The sequence below is a fragment of the Stenotrophomonas sp. UBA7606 genome (genome assembly GCF_002477705.1).
Taxonomy (GTDB): Bacteria; Pseudomonadota; Gammaproteobacteria; order Xanthomonadales; family Xanthomonadaceae; genus Stenotrophomonas.
This window is the reverse complement of the sequence record NZ_DLJW01000003.1, coordinates 1-17,650: the sequence shown is the minus strand read 5'-3', so window position 1 is coordinate 17,650 and position 17,650 is coordinate 1. Positions and strand designations below refer to the sequence as shown.

The window sequence follows — 17,650 nt, the reverse complement described above, 5'->3', positions numbered from 1 at the left end:
GTTTTAGCCCGGCATTCCGGCCGGTACGGTGGGGTCAGCCCCGGGATAGCCGCCCATAAAAAAACCGCCTTGCGGCGGCTGATCGGGGAGCTGTTGAACTGGCTGCGGTGGAGGCATTTGCATCAGCATTTGCCCCGCCTGCACTTGCTGCAGCAACTGCATGTTCTCCAGCTGCTGCCCTTCTGCCTGAGCCCCATACAATTGGGACTGGGCGTCACTCTTCTTGGCGTCTGCCATGTCCTTGGGGTTCGGCTGCGGAGGCGGCGGGGGCTGATCGCCCTCTTCAGGCTCCAGCAGACCTCCATCAACAAGGATCTTCCGTGCCGCCTTCCTCACATCGTCTAGGCCCGGGGCATCCAACGACTTGATGAACCCGTACTTGGCGACCATGCCAATCGGGGATGGGTCATTCGCCAGCTGCATCATGGCCTCGGCAGCTTCCATACGCTGCGTCGTATAACTCGGCCCAACCGTCGCGGCGATATCGAACCTGCCCCTCGACATGTCGTTCAGCGTGACTTCCTGACCGGTCTGCTCGTCGAGGATTACTTGGTTGACCCTCACAACCTTCTCGGCACCGTCGTCGCCGATGATCCGTATTTGCCGCTCAGTGTCGTAAAGAGCAGTAATCAGGTCATTGGTCACCTCAAAGTCGTACTTGATCGCAAACGACAGGTTGTCGATGTAATCGAAGTTGGCAACATCACCCTCACGTTGCCGGGCAATGATGGCCCTGCCGCTGGTCTCGTTTGACTTGGCTCCCAGACTCGCGTCATGGATGCCAGTGGCTGACTTGATATCTTCACTGGATATCTGGGCCGCTTGAGCCAAGGCCACCGGGAACTGTGCCGTAGGCTCACGACTCGGTTTTCCGCCATTGGGCAGGTTCGGGTCAGACTTGTAGAACAGCACCGGGGGGCGCTGCGTCTTCAGGTTCCGCCATTGCGACTCGTAGCCCTCGACCGACTCAGCGGGCGCCATAAATGGCGAATACGGCTGATCGGCCAGCACTTCGATGAACGTGCTGCGCTCGTAGTTGTACATCATCTGCGGGTCACGCCCGAAGCGGACCGCGCCGAAGAACGTCTCCTTGCCCTTGAGGGTCAGTATCTCGCCCCAAACCGGCACCAGCGGGATGAACCGCCCAGGCCATTCGTTCGGCCCCTCTACGATCTCAGCGCCGGAAACGATGCACTGCCACACCTTGTCCCTTGTGGCCTCTCGGCTACGCTGGATGGTGATTCCCTGGCCCGCCAGCTCGTCGATTACCGGCGCTAGCTCTGCCTCATCGTAGGTCGAGCCGTCTGACATGAGGACTAGCGTGTAGGTCTCAGTGGTCTTGTACCAGTACTCCGCTACCGTGATCTCCTTCTCGTCGAACCAGTCGCGATTCAGGTCGTCGCAGTCGCTGACAGACACAAGCTTCGCCTTGGGCCACTTTGCCTTAAAGGCCGACCGGCTCCACTTGCTGTCCACGAACGCATACGTAGCATCGCGGCGGTCTTTGGACTTGGCAGCCGGATCAAACACCACCGAATAGGGGTTAGCGATCTCTTCCTTTTTAATGACAACGTCAAAGCCGCCGTCATCCTCATACCCGTAGTTGACGCGCCACACACCGAAGCCGCCGCCGACAGCGAACTGGAACGCGGTATCTCGCGCCCGATCTGCTTCGCTTGCCTGATCGATGTTGCGCATCAAACCCTGGCGCACCTCGGCAAGATCCGTATCACTGTCCTCGACAGCGCGGACCTTGGGCTGCGGGCGGTTCTGGCGCTGGTCGTTCGTTATCTGCTTCATCGCCTGACGAAGCTTGTTCACCGTGTAGGTAGGGCGCCCCTTACGGGTCTCCACCATCCACGAATCCCACTGCTTCTCAGGGACAAAGGCGAACTCCATGTCGCTCTCAGCCTGTTGATATTGCGAGCGCCAGTAGTCGCGGGCATCGCGGTGCCGCTCAAGCATCTCCTTGTGGAGATCGTCATCGCTGACGCCAGACCGCTCAGTGGCGAACTTCGGGTCGTCTGGTTTTTGCGTCTTCTCAGCCATCAGAACTCCGAAGCAAACCTGATCCTCACCGGCTTCTGCGGCGAGTGATCCATTGAGAGAAAGTCAACGCACATCAGGCCGAACGCGTCGGCTCCGTGGCTTGCCCAGTCGTGGTTGGGACCGAGGCCGATGCCCCTGACCGCGTCCCGCTTTTCGTGATACCAGCCCAAAGCATCGCGCCCAGCGCCTGTCGTCGACTCGTTGAAGCGGATGGACGGGAAGAGGCGTCGACCACACTCGATGCGTGTCATAGCCGCGCCTGCACCCATGTTCGGGATCACCTTCACAGTGAACCCGGCCTGCTTTAGCGCGCCCTCGTAGCTGACCTTGTGCACCTTGTCGTGCTGCACGCCGTCATGGGGCAGAACGCAATGAGCCGAGCCATACCCTGAGTCGCGCAGCCACTTCACATGGGCTGACAGCTCCTGACCGACTGCCTCGTAGTAATCCAGCACTACGAGCGAGCGTCCGATGTACTGAACGACCCAGATGGCGCAGGCGTCTGCCTTGGCCCCTGTGCCGCCGATATCCCACACGGCCCTGATCGTCATCAGAGGGTCCGCCGCTTCCCGGCCGATTCGGCCAGCGTCTTTGGCTAGGGCCAGATGCTTGGCGTAGTAGGCGCCCGCAATGGCCTGGGCATACTCGCCGTCCCAAATGTGCCCGTACTCATCCGGGCGCTCCTCAAGGTCTCGCTGCCTATCGCGCTCTAGCTTGGCTGGGAATTTCGGGTTGTCCCGATAGTTCAGCTCGACACACTTGATCAGCGGATCAGACGACCCACGGAAGCGCGACTCCACTGCAGCGGTCTTGCGCTTAGGGTTCCACGTAACCCAAAGCTCGGCATTCCAATCGCTGCCTTCTTCACGAAGCGTCGGGATCAGAGTCCCCCAAGCCTCATGCGTGACTGGTTCGGCCTCGTCCACCCAGCACAGCAGCAGGCGGCCTTTCGACTTGATGCTGGCAATATTGCGGTCAAGGCCAGCGAAGGCGAACGAGATGCGCCCATCCTTGCTGCGGATGAACTTCTCGCCAATCTCGTAGTAGTCCGCCAGGAACGGTTCGTCCTCAATCGCCCGCTTCACTTCCTCAAGCGAGGAATCTTCCAGCGAGTTCATGAACTGGCGAGCGCACAGGATGATCCCCGAGATGCCCGCCATACCGAACTGGTAGCCCTTTACAGCTGCCATCTTGGCGAAACTACGTGTCTTGCCTGAGCCGCGCCCACCGTGGGCTGCGCGAACGTCTGCCTTGCCTACGAACAGGGGCCGCAGCTTCGGCGGCAGCTTAATCTGCGCCGTCGCCATCTAGGTCCACCAGTTCGATGCGGGTTATGGTCTCGACAGGCCCGCCGCCTTCGCCTACATGCTCGGTCCGGTTGAGCTTAGGCGCCGCGTACTCGGCCAGCTTGGCAACAAGGTCGAGCGCCTTAGCTGGGTCAGGCTTGATATTCGCCCCGTCCCCCTCTGCAACCAGCGTCAGCCAGCGGCAGTAGTTGTCCGTGTTGACCTGCAGCAGGTTTGTCACCGCCTCGCGGAACTCAACCGTGCTTTTGTTAGGCGTGCCCTTCTTCCGGCCGCCTGCTTTTACGCGACCCTTAGGAGCACCCATATCTACCTCAATCCACTTTTGTTATGCAGTAACTTCCACGCGGCTTGGGCCCGGGGTGAGCTGCGTTGGCGTCAGCCCGTTGTCCAGGATGCGTAGGTCAAACATCTGCGTCAGTGCGGTGCCGTCATTCAGCGTGACGATGCAACAGAGTGCCGAGCAGCCCACATAGGCGGCGTCCAGAAGCACAGAGGTCGACAGCCCTTCGATGGTCGGCACGCTCATCACGGCCCCATATGGAGCGCCCAACTCCCACGCAGCCTTGGCGATTGAGCCCCCTGCCGGGATGGCAGCACTCATGTCAGCTTCGACCCGGCGAACCTCGCCTACGAACATCTTGACCGCCGCCACCCTGGTGCGTACATGGGCGCTTGCGTATGCCTTGGATGCCCTACTCATTTACCACACCTCGCCATCACCTCGTCGAACCGGCGATGGATGCCGTGGACTGTGGCTTGGAACTTCTCTAGTGCCTCGGCGCTGAGGTTGCCGCGAATCCAGCAGCGCTCGCTCTTGTCCGCAGCAGCGGCGGCAACTTGATCTCTGTGCACTCTGTAGAGGGACGTGAAGTCGTACATACCTACCTCCTATCCTCAATGACTACCGCTTGGCAGGCTCTGATCTGGTCGTCTGCGCCTCGCCCTGCTCGAACAAGATCGCCCTGATCCTTTCTTCGTAGCTCGGCGAGCGCATCACGTTCGATGGCGGCGGCGGTAGCGTCGGACAGGCGGCTGGTTTCACACGCTGCCCACTGCTTGCGCAGCTGCAAAGTGCCGTCATTGAGCTGAGCAACAACAGTCGAAGGCAGACTTTCGTTTTCACTACGTTTTGCCTCGTATTGGGTGCCAATCTCATGCAGGCGTTCGTTTTGCTGGCGCTCTACTGAGCGGGCCTGCTCGACTGCCTTGGTCTCGGCCTTGGCCTGCTTCAGCTCGGTGCGCGTCTCGCGGACCTCTGCCTTGTCACCCTTCCAGGCCCAGCCAGCGCTGAATGCCGCCAGCAGGCTAAGCAGCCACGCGATGCCGACTACCTGCGCCCGGCTCAGCACTTCAATACGCCGCCACCGCACAGCAAAAGATCGCGCGCCTTGCCAACATCCCCCGTCCCGGGCTGGAACTGCGGATTGATGCCCAAGCTCGGGTTCGGCTTGAACTCAGCCGTCTTCTTCTCAAACACCAGCGCCAGATGCTCACGGATTGACTGCCACTGCTCAGGGCTGGGCGGCAGAGCGTTCAGCTCGGCAAAGCCCTGCATCCAGTAGGTGAATTGTTCTGGGGTCATTTCATTCTCTCCACACTGCGGCGAGGATCTGGGCGCGGGTCATACTTCGACCGGCATCGCGCCGAAGACGTTGTAGGCCAGCCGTTCCCTGAAGGTCATGAAACGCGACTTGCCAATGGCGTTGATGACCAGCAGCCCGTCCTTCTTCTTGTGGACCCGCAGGCTGCGACTATCAAGCCGATGTGCCAGCTCGCGCAGCATGTGCTTCGCCGCCGCCTCATGCTCGCCCTCGTTGTAGGTGAGGCAACGGGCGATGCCGCGCGCCTTGTCGGTCAACTCGCTGTCGTTCACTCAAACCTCCACGCCCACAAGGGCTGATGTGTTGCCGAAACGGGATTCCCCGTATCGGTCATTCCATGTCGATGATCGGGCCATGCGACTCGCGCTTCTTAGCGCCACACCGGGCACAGATGGGCGTCGGGGGGATGATCCCGCCCCATATGCCGGGGACGGTCACTGGGCCGTGGCATTTGCTGCATGTGCCTACAACCGAATTCCCCGGAAAGACTCCAACCGATGGCAGGGCCTGCGCAGGCCAGTAACCAGACATGCACATCTGTCAGCCCTCGCCCACGCCGGTGATGAAGCCATCCACGACCTCGCGGCCGATCAGGTCGGCAGTGCCGTGCCCAATGCAGCCGCCGGTGTTCTGTTCGATCCAGCCGCTCTTTGCTTCCATCACTCAGCCCTCCCCTCGCACATCGCCCGCTCAGCGGCGCGACGGTTGACCAGCCCTTGCACGCGCTTGCCGCCTGCATAGACCCACTTGTCCAGTTCCGAACACCAGCCCGAGCCATGCTCGCCAGCGTTGATCCGGCGAACCAGCGTCGAGCGGCACGCAGCACCCACGCCCACGTTGTAGGCCCAGCTCAGCACCGCAGCCCACTCGCGCTCCCGCAGCGGCTGCTTGATGCACTGACTGATGCCAGCGAAGTACGCTCCCAGCTCGCTATTGAGCCGGTCGCTGCACTCTTTCTCGCTATACGTCCGCTGCTCGATGTTGGTCGTGCTGCCGTAGCAGACGGTCAGGAAGCCGACAATGTCGCGGTACGGCTTGGGCTCGTAGCCCTCCCATGGCTTCACCAGGGCGGTGGCCGCGATCAGCACGCCAAGGACTGAGCCGCCGATGACCTTAGCCCTGATCGACACGGCTGCGCCTCCATGGGAGCCACCACTTCGTCACGATGTGATGGGCGATCATCAGCAGGGTGTAGACCGCAGTCAGGGCATACACCCAGTCCTGCAAGCTCATCCCGGCCACTGAGGCAGCGACCACGCCAGCGGGCGGCGTCAGCTTCGCAATACCGGCAGCGACGCTATCGGCGTATTCGTGTTTCACAAGTTGGCCCCCTGTGGGCAGTCTGTTACGGGAGTTCAATTCCCATGATTTCGGTGCCCAGCTGGAGCCGCATATCGCCAGCGTCCGGGGTGTAGTAGTCGCACGCATACTCGCCGTCGCGCATCTGGGCCAGAACGAACAGGCCCTTTACCTCGCCGCGCAGCACTTGCTCGCGCAGGCCTTCGACGATGCCCAGCACTTCCGGGTTGGGCTTCATTCCAGATGGCTCCAATCCCGGCCCGGGTGCCGCTTGCGCATGTAGTCCGGCAGCTCCTCGCCCGTGTACTCGCGGCAGAGCCAGCGCAGCGTCAGGAACATGGGCTCAAAGTCCCCATCCCGCACGTCATGCAGCACAGCCACGCCGCGCCATTCGTTCGCGCCCTGCGGCCCTCGGTACAGCTCGGTACCGAGATAGCAGGAGCCGACAACAAGGCCGTGGATCGTCTTGCCGTTCGCCAGCGGGCGGTCGCCGTAACGCTTGCCCTGTTCATGCCCCTGCACGAACGAGAATCCCAGCTTGTTCAGCCGGTTGTCGATGGTGCCGCCGATAGGCCGGGGGCTGTGGGCCGTCTTCCAGTAGTGGCAGTACCAAACGCCATCCACCTGCACCGGCTGTTCAAACTTGTACCGCTCCCAGCCGAACGTCTCGACGTCCATCAGGTGCGTGCCAACGACACCCTCAAACCGGGCATCGTTGACTGCCAGACGGGCGGCGCGGTGTTCGTGGTTGCCCTCGGTGAAGATCCAGCGTGGGTTCCACTGCTTCTTCTTGTTGTCCTTGAGCCGCTTGATCTCTTTCCAGATCGGGACAGTCAGTCGCCCCATTGCCTCCCGGCCCGCCTCGATATCAGCCAGCAGCCTGGAATTCTCTTTCTCCAGCCCGCCGGGGGCGCTATAGCTCGACATGCTGGGCAGATCCCAGAAGTCGCCGATGCAGACGATTACGTCGGGCTTACGCCGGACGATATCCGCAGCGATCCAGTCGAGATGGTCTGTAGCGTCCCCCGGCCTGACTTGAACGTCCGGGATGACGTAGTGGCGTCTTGGGTGCATCAGCGCCTCGCATTCCGACCAATCGGCGCGCCTTTGCGGGCCATCAAATCCTCCTGAGCCAGCGCCAGTGCCCGCCATGCAACCTTGACGCTGTGCGGGATGCCGTCCGTATCGTCGGTCCCGGCTTCAAGCAGATGGCGCATGATCTTGTTAGCGTGGTCCGTGGACTTGCTCATGGCCCAGTGCAGCGGCTCGCCGGGATTGTGCTGGTCGTTCCCTGCCTTGCTGCAGCGGGACACCCAAGCCAGTGCAGCCGGGAAGTAGTACAGGAGGCCGTCAGCCATCGGGTACTCGTTCCGCTCAGTTGCATCACTGGGCAGCGCAGCATCGGCCACGCTCTCTACGTTGGCCGATGACATGCGATCTCCAAAATAAGAAGGCCCGCCGGATTTGCCGAACGGGCCGTGCCAGCTGTGCAACCAAAAGGCTGCTGTTACTTAACGCATTGAGCCGCTGGCGCTCGTCGCTAGCTGTCTCCGGGGGTTAATGCCGGATCACTTGGGTCTTACAGCCATCGGTCCCTAAGCCATAACGCGAAAGCCCCGGGGGTCCGGGGCATGAGTCGCGCGCGATGGTAGGAGAATTTCAAATATCGCTGGGTCCAGTCAAAACCCAATCAAGCCGCCACCGCTTCAAACTGCTCCCGCGCCTTCAGCTCGGCGCTTCGGAACCGGCCCAGTAGCCACAGATAGACCGGCTTCCAGTTCCGAACGAAGTTTCTGGAGTCCATCACATCCAGCGCATGGGCTCGCTGCAGGTCCGGCGCTTGCGCGAAGCCCGTCGCCAAACAGGCCGGGCAGTCCGTGACAAGCTCCTCGGCGATGATGAAGCAACGGCCCTCGCACTGCTCGCACTTGTGGAACCGTGCGATCTCGCCGATAGCGGCGTCCGTCAGGGCCGGAAGCTGCTCCATCACGTTCTGCGGCCACGTCTCGGCGCGGATCACTGCCAAGCGCTCCCGCCTCTGCTCCACCTCTCGGCGCTGTTCATGGCTGGCCGCCCGGGACCAGGCTACAGCTGCCTCTGCCAGTTGCAGGTCTAGATGGGCCTCCGAAAGCCGCAACCGTTGCCGCTTCAGCTCAGGGGCAACCAGAGCCACTACGGCGTCCTTCAGCTTGTGACGATGCAGCCGCGCCCCATCCGGGTTCCAGCACGCCTCGAACACCTCGCGCGGAAGCCCGGCATCCATGTAGCCCAGCGCCCCGGCTACATCGATCCGGACGAACTCAGGCTTGCCACCACCCATGCCCACATCGAACCGGACGTTGGTCGGATTGAGCTTCGCCAGTTGCTTGCGGGGGTCAGTCATTGATCTGCTCCGTCGGGAGGGCGGTCAGCTGTGACCGGTAGATTTTGTTGTAGTGCTGCCTACTGAATCCCGTAAACCATCTTGTACGTGTGTACCCAGAGAACCACACCGGAATATCCTCGAAAATGATCTCAAGCCATGTCCGGAAGGTGCAGTACACCAGCAGCACACAGGCAAGAATCACCGCCCAGACAATTCTGACAGCCAGCACTGGAATGGCGCAGAAGGCCTTGAACACCTTGAACGCTACGTACCAGCCATAACCGATTCCACAGATTCGCTTGATTAGCTTGCCCACCTCACACCCCCTCGTTAGCGGCAGCGCCGCCGTTGATTCGCTTCATCGCCACTACCGCCACGCCGAGAGCTGCCCACGCATGGGAAGCAACGCCGTAGGTCGGCCCCTTGTCCTTCTTCGTGCCCTTCGGCCCGACTCGCTGCAGCAGCGCCGCGTTGACTTGCTTGTCCTTGGCCGCGCCGGATAAGCCCAGCTCCTTCTTGACCTCGGCGCGCCGGACCATATGCACCTCATCCGGGCAGGCCCATGCCTGCATGAACCGGCCAGCCCACACGCAGGTATCGAACGTCTCCTGTCCCACCGCCTTGCCGTAGCTCACGATCTGCTCAATGGACAGGCAGTCGCTGCGGTCGTCGCGGACGATCTGCAGCAGCTCCCCGTTGTCCATGACGCCGGCGGTGATGACCTTGCCGTCGTACAGGACGTAGCCGGATTGGGTAGTGCCCGGGTCGATAGCCAGTACCCTCATTGGTTCCCCCTTGCTTCGTTCAATGCCTTGATCCACCGGTACGCGGTCGCTCGATGCATCCCGTACTCGTCCATCAGCTCCTTCGGCTTCGGCGGCCGGTTCGGCCATCTCGCGGCGATCCGGAAGGCCATCTCGATCCTCGGCGGGCATTCGTCACGCGGCCCGCCATGCTCTACGGTCCACGGCTGGGCGCTCATTTCGCCCCCTTTACGTCCAGCATCCCGTGGTCGTGCCACCAGTCCTGCGTCCGGTCGACCCCGCGCAATGCGTAGTGCAGCCATTCTTGTGAGCCACGCTGCAGCCCATGCGTCGTGCCGTTGCTGTCGAACGCCCGGTGGCATGGCCCGCAAGCAAAGACGGCGAAGCTGTCGTTTGGCTTCATGCCGAATCCGGCATTGCCATACCGGACGTGGGCTAGTACGCACCCCGCTGTCTTGTTCTCCGTCGCGTCGCCGCAGACCCCTTGTATCTGCAACATGCAGTGCGCGTCGTGGTGCCCCGCCGACTCCCTCAGCTTCTTGGAGATGATGGTCATGCGGCCTCCTGGAAGCGCATCTGGCGCATGTCCTCAATCGCCATCTCAGCCGCAATCACGAACTCTGCTGCGGCTTGCGGGACGATGGCGTTACCGAACGCATGCACTCCCACCACTGCACTGGGAAACCCATCATCCATCCTGCGAAGGAGGGGTTGAGGATGACTACGTCCTGGTGCGAACGGGCTGTCGAGGATCTCGCGCAGATCCAGCGTCCAATCCGCCCCCCCTTGTCCGCCCTGGCCAACACTTCTGGCCGGGACTTGTCGCGGCCCTCGGAAGCTACGGGTGTCGGAACCGAACCAGTAGATGCGATCACGGATGTGCGGAGCGCCGACGCCCGCTGCCGCAAACGGGACACACCCGAAGGCGTAGTCCATTCCTTCCATGTCAGCGTGTACAAGGTCGAGCCACGGGCCTGCAGCCGTTCCTGCAACCTGCTCTCCAAACACTGCTGCAGGCCTGCACTCGCGGATGAGGTGGAAGAAAGCTGGCCAGAGGTGCCGCTGATCGTCAAACCCAGCTCCTTTACCTGCCGCGCTGAAAGGCTGGCAAGGGCACGAACCAGTCCACACGGGTCGATCATCCGGCCATCCGGCAAGAGCCAGGGCGTGAGCCCACCCGCCAATCCCTGCGAAGAAATGACACTGTCGATAACCGCGCAGGTCTCGGGGCTTAACGTCCTCAATGCTTCGCTCATCCACTTCTCCTGCGGGGATCAAGCCCACTTTAATCAATGCCCTGAGTTGGGCGGCCACGGCGGGGTCGAACTCGTTGTAGTAGTCCATCACGCCACCGCCTTGTATTCGCTATCGCGGAAGTCAGCCGGGTTGAACCCCAGCCCGCGCATCACGGCATCCGACCACCGCACAGGCTTGGCACGCAGTCGCTGATCTTCCGGGTGGTCGCCGATCTGCAAGCCGGTGGTGATCGCATCTGCTGCCTGCGATTTCGTAAGCTTCAGGCTTGAGCCACCCAGCATGATGAACCCCGCAGCGCCCTCGCCCCGGTCGATGGCGGGCATCATCCGCCAGCCGAGCATCGTCCCGGCCAGCATGTGCCGCCAGTCGTCCTTGCTCAAATGATTGCCGTGCCATGCCACCTGTTCGGCCAGATCGCCACAAACAGCGTTGAGCATCTTCCGCTGCTTGTCGGTCATGCCGGTGGAGCCCTGCAGCTCCCAATCGCCTCGGCTGCTCGCGACGATGCTCATACCCCGCCCTCCGCCCTGGTGGCGTCGATGGCTTCGTTGAACGCCTCGTATTCCGCATTGAACTCAGGACGCTGCTCGCAGGCCCACGCAAGACAACGACGTGCACGCTTGGCTGCGGCAACCAATTCCTCCATTTTGGCAACTTCAGCCACAGACGCATCCCTCTCTGCCGTCAGGCGGTCGATGGCGTCAGCAGCTGCGGCCATTAATGCGTCAGTAGCGGCCTCATCCACTGATCCGCCAAGGTCGTCGTGCGTGTCACCACTCCAGCGCTTCGGGCGCTGCACGCACCCGTGGCGGAGCTCGCTTCCATCGAACACCACCGGCTTGATCTCGTTCTCGCTCATGTCAAGCTCCTTGTGCTTTGATGGCCGACTTTGCGACTGCGCGCAGCGACAACTTCGCCCGACCAAGATCCTTCCTTGCTGCTTTCCGCTCGCCGATGAGTTCCCACGCACGGAGGCAGTGAGGACAGCCGGTTTCTTCGTCCCGCAGGTAGTCGGTAATCTCACCTTCATTGAGGCCGACGCCCCCGTATGGGCCCTCCGTCTCCTCATTGAAAGCGCCCCACAGGTGCGTCATAACTTTCCCGCTACTTTTTGAGACGTATATGTTTCCGCCGAACTGCTGCCATGCCTGCTCAGCAAGCTTGGTAGTTGGGCACTCCTCCAGCTCTTCGCCAATAGAGCGCGTCAGAGCCTTCACCTGTGCCGATGCCTTCTCGTAGCGAATGGCTGCCTGCAATGCTTTCTGTTCTGCACTCATCGCCTCATCTCCCTATCCCGTTCGTTCCAGTCGTTGCGCCACTCCCGGCGCTCGTCTGCTGCTTCTGTTGTGATTCCGTAGCCGGGGCATGTGTTGATCCCCCTGCCCGCTTCTCTGGCCCAGCGGCCAAACTGGCGGGGGCTGATTTGCTCACTGCTCAAAACTCACTTCCTCGCCCCAAATCGGCGAAGCGCATCGTTTCGCCCAGGAACGCCAACTTCTTGAAGCCAGTCGGCCCGTGCCGGTTCTTCTCGATCAGCACCTCTGCGATGCCCTTGTCTGGCGAGGCGTGGTTGTAGACCTCGTCGCGGTAGAGCATCAGGATTTGGTCTGCCTCTCGCGTCAGCTCGTCGCTGTTCGCCAGATCGCCAGCCGTGGGCCGCTTGTCCACGCGCTGATCGACACCCTTCACAACCTGGGCGAGTGACACGACCGGAATGTTCAGATCGCGGGCCAAGTTCTTCATGCCGCGAGCAACCTCAGAGACTTCGGTGATGCGGTCTGCCTTTGGAACCCGGATGCGCTGCGCGTAGTCGATGAACAGGATTCCGATGTCGTGCGTGTGCTTCCACTTGCGAGCGATGCTGACCAGTTCGTCCAGCGTCACAGCCGACCGGTCATAGATCCACATATCGCGCTGGATGGCTTTTGCGATACCGGCCTGCAGCGCTGCCCAGTCCTCGTCATCGACCTTGCCCGCACGCAGCCGTGACGCCGCGACGCTGGAAACCATGGACAACCGGCGCAGTGCGAGCTGCACGGCAGGCTGCTCGGCAGAGATAACGCCGGGCCGCTTTCCTGCATTTGCCGCCGCCTCCGCCAAACCGCCTAGGAATGCCGTCTTGCCCATCGCGGGCCTAGCCCCTACCACCGTCAGGTCGGAGTCATGGAAGCCGCCCAGAATCTCATCCAGAGCGCTCAGGCCCGTGGTGATGCCCGGAAGCTTGCCCCCACTCGCGTGAGCCTCCTCCACAACGCGCCACGCCTGATGCATCGCCTGCTTGCCGGTGAACTCGCAGTCGGTGACGGTTGCGCTCAGGGCCATCAGCCGCGACACCGCCGCATCGACTGCATCGGACTCGCCAGACTTCGCGCCCTGCACAAGCTCCAAGCCTATCTGCACAGCCTCACGCCGCCGCCAGTTTTCGCGGACGATTTCGGCGTAGGCCACAACCTGCGTTGCGCCCGGCGTGTTGGTCGCCAGATCCATCGCTTCGTCAAACAGCGCCGGATCAATCTCGCCAACGGTCACTGCGTCGGCAGGCTCACCGGCCAGCACGCGGTCGCGAATGATCGAGAACAGGCGGGCACGCTTCGGGCTGGTGAAATGCTCAGCTGCCAGCAGCGGAGCCACGTCGTGCAGGCGGTCGTTCGCCAGCAGCAGGCCACCCAGTACCGCGTCCTCGGCGAAGGTTGGGGTCACGGAGTTCACAGCGCCCTCCTCCCGCCGCCAGCCGCCTGAGCCTGCATAGGCGCACCAGTGCGCTCAGCGGCTCGACGGATCCAGTTCCTCCAGGTCGCAGGCCAATCCGATTTACGCCCGTCCTTCCCCGCCTTGCCATGCCAGAAGTCGCGGAACTTGTCCGCCTCCATCCCAGCGTTCACGGTCGGGAAGTTCCGAGCTGCCCACAGGGTCAGCTCCGCATCGGGTTTCCAGTCGGCAGGCAGGCGAGAGCCGGTAGGCGAACGCTCGGCCTTCGGCGCAGGAGCGCTAAGCTCTTTCTTCTGTTCTGTATCTGTATCTGTATCTGTATCTGTATCTAGGGCGTCACCCTTCGTCACATGTGACGTCACAGGAGCGTTCTTCTTCCTGTCACGGTAGGCCTTAGTCCTTGCTGCGCTTGAGTCTGAGGCGAATTGGCGCTTCTCCCAATTGGTGATGTTCCAGCCGGAATCGATGAATCCCTTGGCTACGAACAGCGCCTTCGTTTCGGCCAATTCGGTGTCACTGATGCGCAGGTGAAACGCGATCTCGTCGTCACGCAACGTCACTGTGACGTCACCGCAACGCATGCAAAACAGCATCACCAACCGGCGCTGCATTGCCTCAGGCAGCATCTGCACCTTGGGGTCGGTGGCGAATTCGGAATACATGCGGAACCATTGGTTAGCCACTTTTCAGGCCCTCAGATCCAGCTGCGGAGAGGGCGCGCGGCGCAGCTCAGCCCGATGCATCTCGGCAGCGCGCTGGCTGTCGTAGACGGCCTTCTGCTTGGCAGTCATCGCGGGACCATTCAGGGCCTCCAAACACGCCGCGCAGCGTGCTGCAGGCGCATTGCGCTCCCACTGGTCGATGCAGATAGCGATGGCAGCCTCAATTGTGTTCACGGGCCAGCTCCAGGTTGCAGCGATGGCAGTTCACTGATCCGGACTGACGCGGCAGCTCCTCGCAGTGCACGCAGATCAGCGGCAACTTGCGACCGCCCGGCTTGCGAGCGAGAACACGGGAAATGGCTTCCTGCCGCTGGGCTTCTTCCAGATCGCTTGCTCGGTCGAATTCGTCAGCCATTTCCGTTTTCCTCTGTAGGCCTCTTCAGGCCCTCGAAATGAACAACCGTTCCGGTGTAGGTCGGTAGCTCGAACATCTGCTTCAGCGCTTCCTTTGCTGCTAGCTCGGCGACCTCATCGACGGTCATGCCGAGCTCCTCAGCTAGCTTCTGCAACGGGGCAATCTCCCCTTTGCTCAACTGCAATGTCTCCACAGGCCCTCCTCGGGTCCTGAAGTCGCCCTTCAGGCGATACCGGCGTGGCGGATAGGCTTCATCTGCATTGCGGACACGCCACTTAGAACCAGGTCACGAAGCAATGCGGCGCGCTGCCTCTTGTTGTATCGGGCAAGCGCTTCAATCAAAGCGAGCTCTTCATCGTTGAAGCGCAGCTTTACTTCGTTATCTCGGATGTGTGTCGGATCGGCGTACATGGATCAATCCATTGAGGTGTCAGTGATGGTTGTTGCTACAACTTCGACAAATGTCGTTTCTTTAATCCGCTACGAAGGCGGTGTTTACGCAGTCCGCTGGAATGGCGAGCGCCATGTCGTGCGGCTTCTTAGGGCTGGGTGAAATGGATATGATTGACAGCGCGGAATCGCCCGCACCGTTCAAGGAATGTCGCTGTGGCAAAGAACGAGAAAACCAGCTCCAAGGTCGCTACAACCGCATCGAAGCTGTTGAGCAACCCGAAGTCGTCCAAGGCTGTGAAGTCCGTTGCCGCGTCTGCTCTTACGCAGGCGGCGGACAAGGGCAAGAAGAAGTAATCCCGCGTCATGCCAAGGCCCTCAGCGATACGAGGGCCTTGGTTGGGATCGTCATCGACCCACTGCGCTGGGGGCTCTCCTCGTCCGTCCAGTGCCCAGCAATCGTCACAGCACCGGTGCTCTTGCAGATCAGCCGGCCAGCTGAGAAGCACCGGAGCGATTCGACCGACTCCGGAACGTCCCGGGTCCAGCCATCGCTGCGGCTGGAGTCCAGCCACTCGGCCAACACAATCTGCCCAACAAGAGCCGAACTAACGCGCATCTCAGCCCCCCCTCTTGCGGGTGCGGCGCGACAATCCGAAAGCTTCCGGATTGATCAACTCAAGGAACTTCCGTCGAGCCTTTGGAATTCCCTTGCCCTTGCGACGCCACTCACTAACGGACGGAGAGGCGATCTCGCAGAGCTGCGCAACAGCCGCAGTCCCGCCGAGTCGGTCGATGATTTCGGAGTCGGGGTGCTTGTCCATGGCGCTAGTATAGGCCCGCCTATTCTGATGTCAATAGGCCGACCTATCTGCCATTTCTGTAGGCTGGCCTAATGGAAAAGTGGGCAGAACGAATTCAAGAACAGCTAGCAGCCAAGGGCTTGAACCTGCAGGGGCTGGCGAAGGCATGCGGGAAGTCGCAGCCGACCATTTGGCAATGGTTCAACGACAGCGACTCGAAGCCATCGACCAAAATGATCATGGCCGACAACGCCGTGGCTGCTGCTCGGTACCTGGGGACTTCGGTCGAATATTTGATGACCGGGACCGGTGTCGCCTCTCCGTCGCAGTCCGTGGGATTCGACCCAACCAAACTAGCCACGTCGATTGCAGCTCTGCGCCATGTGGCGAAGAAGCAAGGCTGGTCCTATGACCCTGAGACCCACCCAGCCCAGACGTTGGCGGCCTATCAACTGGCATGTGCATTGCCAGAGACCCCCTCCACGGCTGACGTAATCGACTTCGGCGAACGGGTCGCCGAACTATTGCGACGGCGTGAGTAGGGAGAAGGCAAATGGTAGATAAGGAATTGTTCGGACGGCTGGTTGCGGCCATTGAGGACGGGCTGCAGCCGAAGGTGAGGCCAAGCCTGAGGATTGTTCGAGAGGATGAGCCTCAGAACTCGCAAGGGATGTGCGAACTGGAGCGCGAGTCGCACCGTAGGATGATCCGGCACATCCGCAGAAGGTGGGGCTATTCCATGCAGCAGATCATCGACCAGGCCTGCTTTGGGCTGGCAGGGCTTGAGCAGCTTGATGACGACACGCTTGTACAGCTGCACAAGGATCTAGAGCGGGCGCAGGACTGTATTAGAGATGGCGTAAGCTTTGAGGATGCAGGGCTGCTTCGCTCGCGTTACGGATGACCAACATAGAAACAGGGGGAAGGATCGATGATCAGGGAGGTCAAGGAAGCGTGGTGGCACAGGCTGCTACTTGTCATCGCGCTGGCGATAATGTTGCTTGGTTCCGCCATCTCCATATTTCTCGCGTGGGAGTATGGGAAAGTCACCACGTATCAGTACAACTGGCACGCTGAATCTAGGCATCTTGAGTCACCTTCAGACTGCACTATCTTGCTCTATCCAGGCATTGCTGAAGCCAACTTCTATTGTGGCGAGTTCAGGACAACAACTGCTGCAGTGGATGACATGCTCTCCAGGGGATTTATTGCGCAAGCAGCACAGATACCCACACCAAGGACGGAGTACTCCGACGGCATGGTCTTGGAGAGCATAAATGGCAACTATCCCCTGAAGTACGAGTACAGCCGCGCCTTCCCTCTGCGGAACAGCATCAAATACGGGTCCTATGCAGTTGGAGCTATCTTCCTAATTTGGCTAGCAATATGCATTGTATGGAAGATGATCTTCTTCATTGCCTACGGCGCAGGCCACCGAATCGTCAAATAGCCTCAAGCCCCGATGCCCGGGGCTTTTTCTTTGCAACACAATCCAAAGGCTGAACGAAATTAGACTCGTTCATAAAGGCATGCCTATTTTTATAGGCTGACCTATTGACCGCAATGATAGGCGCGCCTATTCTACACCCATCGCCTCACCCCGAGGCCGAGGGATGCAGAGATGCCGAAGAAGTCAGCCAAGGAAGTCCAGCCCGTAGAGGTCATCACCTCCTATAAGGGCTTTGATCAGAACCTGAAGTGCCGCGACTTCCAGTTCGAAGTCGGCAAGGAGTACACCCACGAAGGCGAGGTCCAGGCATGTGCATCTGGGTTCCATGCCTGCGAGTACCCGTTGGATGTGCTGGGCTACTACCCGCCTGCCGGTTCGCGCTTCGCCATCGTTGAGCAACGCGGTCCGCTGTCTCGCCATTCGGATGATTCGAAGGTTGCGAGCAAGACCATCAAGGTGTCTGCAGAAATCGGCCTGCCGGGCCTGATCAAGGCGGCAATCGAATACACGACTTCCCGAGCTACGCCGGAGAACTCCGAGCGCGCCACCAGCACCCTTGGCGCAGCGTCGAGCACTGGC

The 17,650-nt window shown here is 60.9% G+C and carries 32 protein-coding genes; 5 read left to right on the top strand and 27 right to left on the bottom strand.

Annotated features, from left to right (window positions below; translation table 11 throughout):
- Window positions 1–3: 3 nt before the first annotated feature.
- The 27 genes from B2527_RS00855 to B2527_RS00725 all read right to left on the bottom strand — a co-directional run bounded on the left by B2527_RS00855 (window position 4) and on the right by B2527_RS00725 (window position 14,839).
- Complete coding sequence (locus B2527_RS00855; RefSeq protein WP_293705541.1) at window positions 4–2,049, bottom strand: portal protein; 2,046 nt, start codon at window positions 2,047–2,049, stop codon at window positions 4–6.
- Window positions 2,049–3,356 carry a PBSX family phage terminase large subunit gene (locus B2527_RS00850; protein ID WP_293705539.1) on the bottom strand — a complete coding sequence of 436 codons (1,308 nt, stop codon included), beginning with the start codon at window positions 3,354–3,356 and terminating at the stop codon, window positions 2,049–2,051. The genes B2527_RS00855 and B2527_RS00850 overlap by 1 nt, the downstream gene beginning before the upstream one ends.
- Window positions 3,337–3,660 (bottom strand): hypothetical protein, encoded by a 324-nt coding sequence (locus tag B2527_RS00845; protein ID WP_293705537.1) that lies wholly within the window; start codon window positions 3,658–3,660, stop codon window positions 3,337–3,339. Before B2527_RS00845 ends, B2527_RS00850 begins: the two co-directional genes overlap by 20 nt.
- A gap of 21 nt (window positions 3,661–3,681) precedes the next feature.
- Window positions 3,682–3,957 (bottom strand): hypothetical protein, encoded by a 276-nt coding sequence (locus B2527_RS00840; protein ID WP_293705535.1) that lies wholly within the window; start codon window positions 3,955–3,957, stop codon window positions 3,682–3,684.
- A 95-nt stretch (window positions 3,958–4,052) separates the two neighbouring features.
- Entirely contained in the window at window positions 4,053–4,235 is a 183-nt protein-coding gene (locus B2527_RS00835) for a hypothetical protein (RefSeq protein ID WP_293705533.1), read from the bottom strand.
- A gap of 2 nt (window positions 4,236–4,237) precedes the next feature.
- On the bottom strand, window positions 4,238–4,705 hold the full coding sequence (locus tag B2527_RS00830; protein WP_293705532.1) for a hypothetical protein: 468 nt from the start codon (window positions 4,703–4,705) through the stop codon (window positions 4,238–4,240).
- Window positions 4,699–4,938, bottom strand: a complete 240-nt coding sequence (locus B2527_RS00825) for a hypothetical protein (RefSeq protein WP_293705531.1) — start codon at window positions 4,936–4,938, stop codon at window positions 4,699–4,701. Before B2527_RS00825 ends, B2527_RS00830 begins: the two co-directional genes overlap by 7 nt.
- Before the next feature lie 39 nt (window positions 4,939–4,977).
- Complete coding sequence (locus B2527_RS00820; protein ID WP_293705529.1) at window positions 4,978–5,229, bottom strand: hypothetical protein; 252 nt, start codon at window positions 5,227–5,229, stop codon at window positions 4,978–4,980.
- 387 nt (window positions 5,230–5,616) lie between these two features.
- Complete coding sequence (locus tag B2527_RS00815; RefSeq protein ID WP_293705527.1) at window positions 5,617–6,087, bottom strand: lysozyme; 471 nt, start codon at window positions 6,085–6,087, stop codon at window positions 5,617–5,619.
- Window positions 6,071–6,277, bottom strand: coding sequence for a hypothetical protein (locus tag B2527_RS00810; protein WP_293705525.1), 207 nt, complete (start codon window positions 6,275–6,277; stop codon window positions 6,071–6,073). The genes B2527_RS00815 and B2527_RS00810 overlap by 17 nt, the downstream gene beginning before the upstream one ends.
- 25 nt (window positions 6,278–6,302) lie before the next feature.
- Window positions 6,303–6,494: a hypothetical protein gene (locus B2527_RS00805; protein WP_293705523.1), complete on the bottom strand. Its 192-nt coding sequence runs from the start codon at window positions 6,492–6,494 to the stop codon at window positions 6,303–6,305.
- Window positions 6,491–7,330 carry a hypothetical protein gene (locus B2527_RS00800; protein ID WP_293705521.1) on the bottom strand — a complete coding sequence of 280 codons (840 nt, stop codon included), beginning with the start codon at window positions 7,328–7,330 and terminating at the stop codon, window positions 6,491–6,493. The genes B2527_RS00805 and B2527_RS00800 overlap by 4 nt, the downstream gene beginning before the upstream one ends.
- Window positions 7,330–7,689, bottom strand: coding sequence for a dATP/dGTP diphosphohydrolase domain-containing protein (locus B2527_RS00795; protein ID WP_293705519.1), 360 nt, complete (start codon window positions 7,687–7,689; stop codon window positions 7,330–7,332). Before B2527_RS00795 ends, B2527_RS00800 begins: the two co-directional genes overlap by 1 nt.
- A 257-nt stretch (window positions 7,690–7,946) precedes the next feature.
- Window positions 7,947–8,639, bottom strand: coding sequence for a hypothetical protein (locus tag B2527_RS00790; protein ID WP_293705517.1), 693 nt, complete (start codon window positions 8,637–8,639; stop codon window positions 7,947–7,949).
- On the bottom strand, window positions 8,632–8,937 hold the full coding sequence (locus B2527_RS00785) for a hypothetical protein (protein ID WP_293705515.1): 306 nt from the start codon (window positions 8,935–8,937) through the stop codon (window positions 8,632–8,634). Before B2527_RS00785 ends, B2527_RS00790 begins: the two co-directional genes overlap by 8 nt.
- Before the next feature lies 1 nt (window position 8,938).
- The gene (locus B2527_RS00780; RefSeq protein ID WP_293705513.1) at window positions 8,939–9,514 is read right to left on the bottom strand and encodes a hypothetical protein; all 576 of its coding nucleotides are present in this window, start codon (window positions 9,512–9,514) and stop codon (window positions 8,939–8,941) included.
- A gap of 85 nt (window positions 9,515–9,599) precedes the next feature.
- Window positions 9,600–9,941, bottom strand: a complete 342-nt coding sequence (locus B2527_RS00775) for a nuclease domain-containing protein (RefSeq protein WP_293705511.1) — start codon at window positions 9,939–9,941, stop codon at window positions 9,600–9,602.
- Complete coding sequence (locus tag B2527_RS00770) at window positions 9,938–10,729, bottom strand: DNA cytosine methyltransferase (protein ID WP_293705509.1); 792 nt, start codon at window positions 10,727–10,729, stop codon at window positions 9,938–9,940. Before B2527_RS00770 ends, B2527_RS00775 begins: the two co-directional genes overlap by 4 nt.
- A complete protein-coding gene (locus tag B2527_RS00765; protein ID WP_293705507.1) occupies window positions 10,729–11,154 on the bottom strand; it encodes a recombination protein NinB in 426 nt (141 codons plus the stop codon). Before B2527_RS00765 ends, B2527_RS00770 begins: the two co-directional genes overlap by 1 nt.
- Window positions 11,151–11,501 (bottom strand): hypothetical protein, encoded by a 351-nt coding sequence (locus tag B2527_RS00760; RefSeq protein ID WP_293705505.1) that lies wholly within the window; start codon window positions 11,499–11,501, stop codon window positions 11,151–11,153. Before B2527_RS00760 ends, B2527_RS00765 begins: the two co-directional genes overlap by 4 nt.
- Window position 11,502: 1 nt before the next feature.
- Entirely contained in the window at window positions 11,503–11,919 is a 417-nt protein-coding gene (locus tag B2527_RS00755; RefSeq protein ID WP_293705503.1) for a hypothetical protein, read from the bottom strand.
- A gap of 157 nt (window positions 11,920–12,076) precedes the next feature.
- Complete coding sequence (locus B2527_RS00750; RefSeq protein WP_293705501.1) at window positions 12,077–13,351, bottom strand: replicative DNA helicase; 1,275 nt, start codon at window positions 13,349–13,351, stop codon at window positions 12,077–12,079.
- A complete protein-coding gene (locus B2527_RS00745; RefSeq protein ID WP_293705499.1) occupies window positions 13,348–14,013 on the bottom strand; it encodes a hypothetical protein in 666 nt (221 codons plus the stop codon). Before B2527_RS00745 ends, B2527_RS00750 begins: the two co-directional genes overlap by 4 nt.
- A gap of 24 nt (window positions 14,014–14,037) precedes the next feature.
- Window positions 14,038–14,247: a hypothetical protein gene (locus B2527_RS00740; protein WP_293705497.1), complete on the bottom strand. Its 210-nt coding sequence runs from the start codon at window positions 14,245–14,247 to the stop codon at window positions 14,038–14,040.
- Window positions 14,234–14,428, bottom strand: coding sequence for a hypothetical protein (locus B2527_RS00735; protein ID WP_293705495.1), 195 nt, complete (start codon window positions 14,426–14,428; stop codon window positions 14,234–14,236). Before B2527_RS00735 ends, B2527_RS00740 begins: the two co-directional genes overlap by 14 nt.
- Window positions 14,421–14,555, bottom strand: a complete 135-nt coding sequence (locus B2527_RS00730; RefSeq protein ID WP_293705493.1) for a hypothetical protein — start codon at window positions 14,553–14,555, stop codon at window positions 14,421–14,423. Before B2527_RS00730 ends, B2527_RS00735 begins: the two co-directional genes overlap by 8 nt.
- A gap of 95 nt (window positions 14,556–14,650) precedes the next feature.
- Window positions 14,651–14,839, bottom strand: a complete 189-nt coding sequence (locus tag B2527_RS00725; RefSeq protein ID WP_293705491.1) for a hypothetical protein — start codon at window positions 14,837–14,839, stop codon at window positions 14,651–14,653.
- Between the two features lie 195 nt (window positions 14,840–15,034).
- On the opposite strand from B2527_RS00725, the gene B2527_RS00720 reads away from it, so the two are divergent.
- The 5 genes from B2527_RS00720 to B2527_RS00700 form a co-directional block, all read left to right on the top strand.
- Window positions 15,035–15,175, top strand: a complete 141-nt coding sequence (locus B2527_RS00720) for a hypothetical protein (protein ID WP_293705489.1) — start codon at window positions 15,035–15,037, stop codon at window positions 15,173–15,175.
- 538 nt (window positions 15,176–15,713) lie between these two features.
- Complete coding sequence (locus B2527_RS00715) at window positions 15,714–16,163, top strand: helix-turn-helix domain-containing protein (RefSeq protein ID WP_293705487.1); 450 nt, start codon at window positions 15,714–15,716, stop codon at window positions 16,161–16,163.
- An 11-nt stretch (window positions 16,164–16,174) separates the two neighbouring features.
- Entirely contained in the window at window positions 16,175–16,525 is a 351-nt protein-coding gene (locus tag B2527_RS00710) for a hypothetical protein (RefSeq protein ID WP_293705485.1), read from the top strand.
- A gap of 27 nt (window positions 16,526–16,552) precedes the next feature.
- The gene (locus tag B2527_RS00705; RefSeq protein ID WP_293705483.1) at window positions 16,553–17,071 is read left to right on the top strand and encodes a hypothetical protein; all 519 of its coding nucleotides are present in this window, start codon (window positions 16,553–16,555) and stop codon (window positions 17,069–17,071) included.
- 171 nt (window positions 17,072–17,242) lie between these two features.
- The coding region (locus tag B2527_RS00700; protein WP_422664250.1) for a DUF7666 domain-containing protein at window positions 17,243–17,650 on the top strand (408 nt) is incomplete at its 3' end.

Excerpts from the sequence above, each read along its gene's own strand:
- B2527_RS00855 (WP_293705541.1), bottom strand. The coding sequence starts at position 2,049 with ATGGCTGAGAAGACGCAAAAACCAGACGACCCGAAGTTCGCCACTGAG.
- B2527_RS00850 (WP_293705539.1), bottom strand. The coding sequence starts at position 3,356 with ATGGCGACGGCGCAGATTAAGCTGCCGCCGAAGCTGCGGCCCCTGTTC.
- B2527_RS00845 (WP_293705537.1), bottom strand. The coding sequence starts at position 3,660 with ATGGGTGCTCCTAAGGGTCGCGTAAAAGCAGGCGGCCGGAAGAAGGGC.
- B2527_RS00840 (WP_293705535.1), bottom strand. The coding sequence starts at position 3,957 with ATGAGTGCTGCCATCCCGGCAGGGGGCTCAATCGCCAAGGCTGCGTGG.
- B2527_RS00835 (WP_293705533.1), bottom strand. The coding sequence starts at position 4,235 with ATGTACGACTTCACGTCCCTCTACAGAGTGCACAGAGATCAAGTTGCC.
- B2527_RS00825 (WP_293705531.1), bottom strand. The coding sequence starts at position 4,938 with ATGACCCCAGAACAATTCACCTACTGGATGCAGGGCTTTGCCGAGCTG.
- B2527_RS00805 (WP_293705523.1), bottom strand. The coding sequence starts at position 6,494 with ATGAAGCCCAACCCGGAAGTGCTGGGCATCGTCGAAGGCCTGCGCGAG.
- B2527_RS00800 (WP_293705521.1), bottom strand. The coding sequence starts at position 7,330 with ATGCACCCAAGACGCCACTACGTCATCCCGGACGTTCAAGTCAGGCCG.
- B2527_RS00795 (WP_293705519.1), bottom strand. The coding sequence starts at position 7,689 with ATGTCATCGGCCAACGTAGAGAGCGTGGCCGATGCTGCGCTGCCCAGT.
- B2527_RS00790 (WP_293705517.1), bottom strand. The coding sequence starts at position 8,639 with ATGACTGACCCCCGCAAGCAACTGGCGAAGCTCAATCCGACCAACGTC.
- B2527_RS00780 (WP_293705513.1), bottom strand. The coding sequence starts at position 9,514 with ATGGCCGAACCGGCCGCCGAAGCCGAAGGAGCTGATGGACGAGTACGG.
- B2527_RS00775 (WP_293705511.1), bottom strand. The coding sequence starts at position 9,941 with ATGACCATCATCTCCAAGAAGCTGAGGGAGTCGGCGGGGCACCACGAC.
- B2527_RS00770 (WP_293705509.1), bottom strand. The coding sequence starts at position 10,729 with ATGGACTACTACAACGAGTTCGACCCCGCCGTGGCCGCCCAACTCAGG.
- B2527_RS00765 (WP_293705507.1), bottom strand. The coding sequence starts at position 11,154 with ATGAGCATCGTCGCGAGCAGCCGAGGCGATTGGGAGCTGCAGGGCTCC.
- B2527_RS00760 (WP_293705505.1), bottom strand. The coding sequence starts at position 11,501 with ATGAGCGAGAACGAGATCAAGCCGGTGGTGTTCGATGGAAGCGAGCTC.
- B2527_RS00755 (WP_293705503.1), bottom strand. The coding sequence starts at position 11,919 with ATGAGTGCAGAACAGAAAGCATTGCAGGCAGCCATTCGCTACGAGAAG.
- B2527_RS00745 (WP_293705499.1), bottom strand. The coding sequence starts at position 14,013 with ATGTATTCCGAATTCGCCACCGACCCCAAGGTGCAGATGCTGCCTGAG.
- B2527_RS00735 (WP_293705495.1), bottom strand. The coding sequence starts at position 14,428 with ATGGCTGACGAATTCGACCGAGCAAGCGATCTGGAAGAAGCCCAGCGG.
- B2527_RS00730 (WP_293705493.1), bottom strand. The coding sequence starts at position 14,555 with ATGACCGTCGATGAGGTCGCCGAGCTAGCAGCAAAGGAAGCGCTGAAG.
- B2527_RS00725 (WP_293705491.1), bottom strand. The coding sequence starts at position 14,839 with ATGTACGCCGATCCGACACACATCCGAGATAACGAAGTAAAGCTGCGC.
- B2527_RS00715 (WP_293705487.1), top strand. The coding sequence starts at position 15,714 with ATGGAAAAGTGGGCAGAACGAATTCAAGAACAGCTAGCAGCCAAGGGC.
- B2527_RS00710 (WP_293705485.1), top strand. The coding sequence starts at position 16,175 with ATGGTAGATAAGGAATTGTTCGGACGGCTGGTTGCGGCCATTGAGGAC.
- B2527_RS00705 (WP_293705483.1), top strand. The coding sequence starts at position 16,553 with ATGATCAGGGAGGTCAAGGAAGCGTGGTGGCACAGGCTGCTACTTGTC.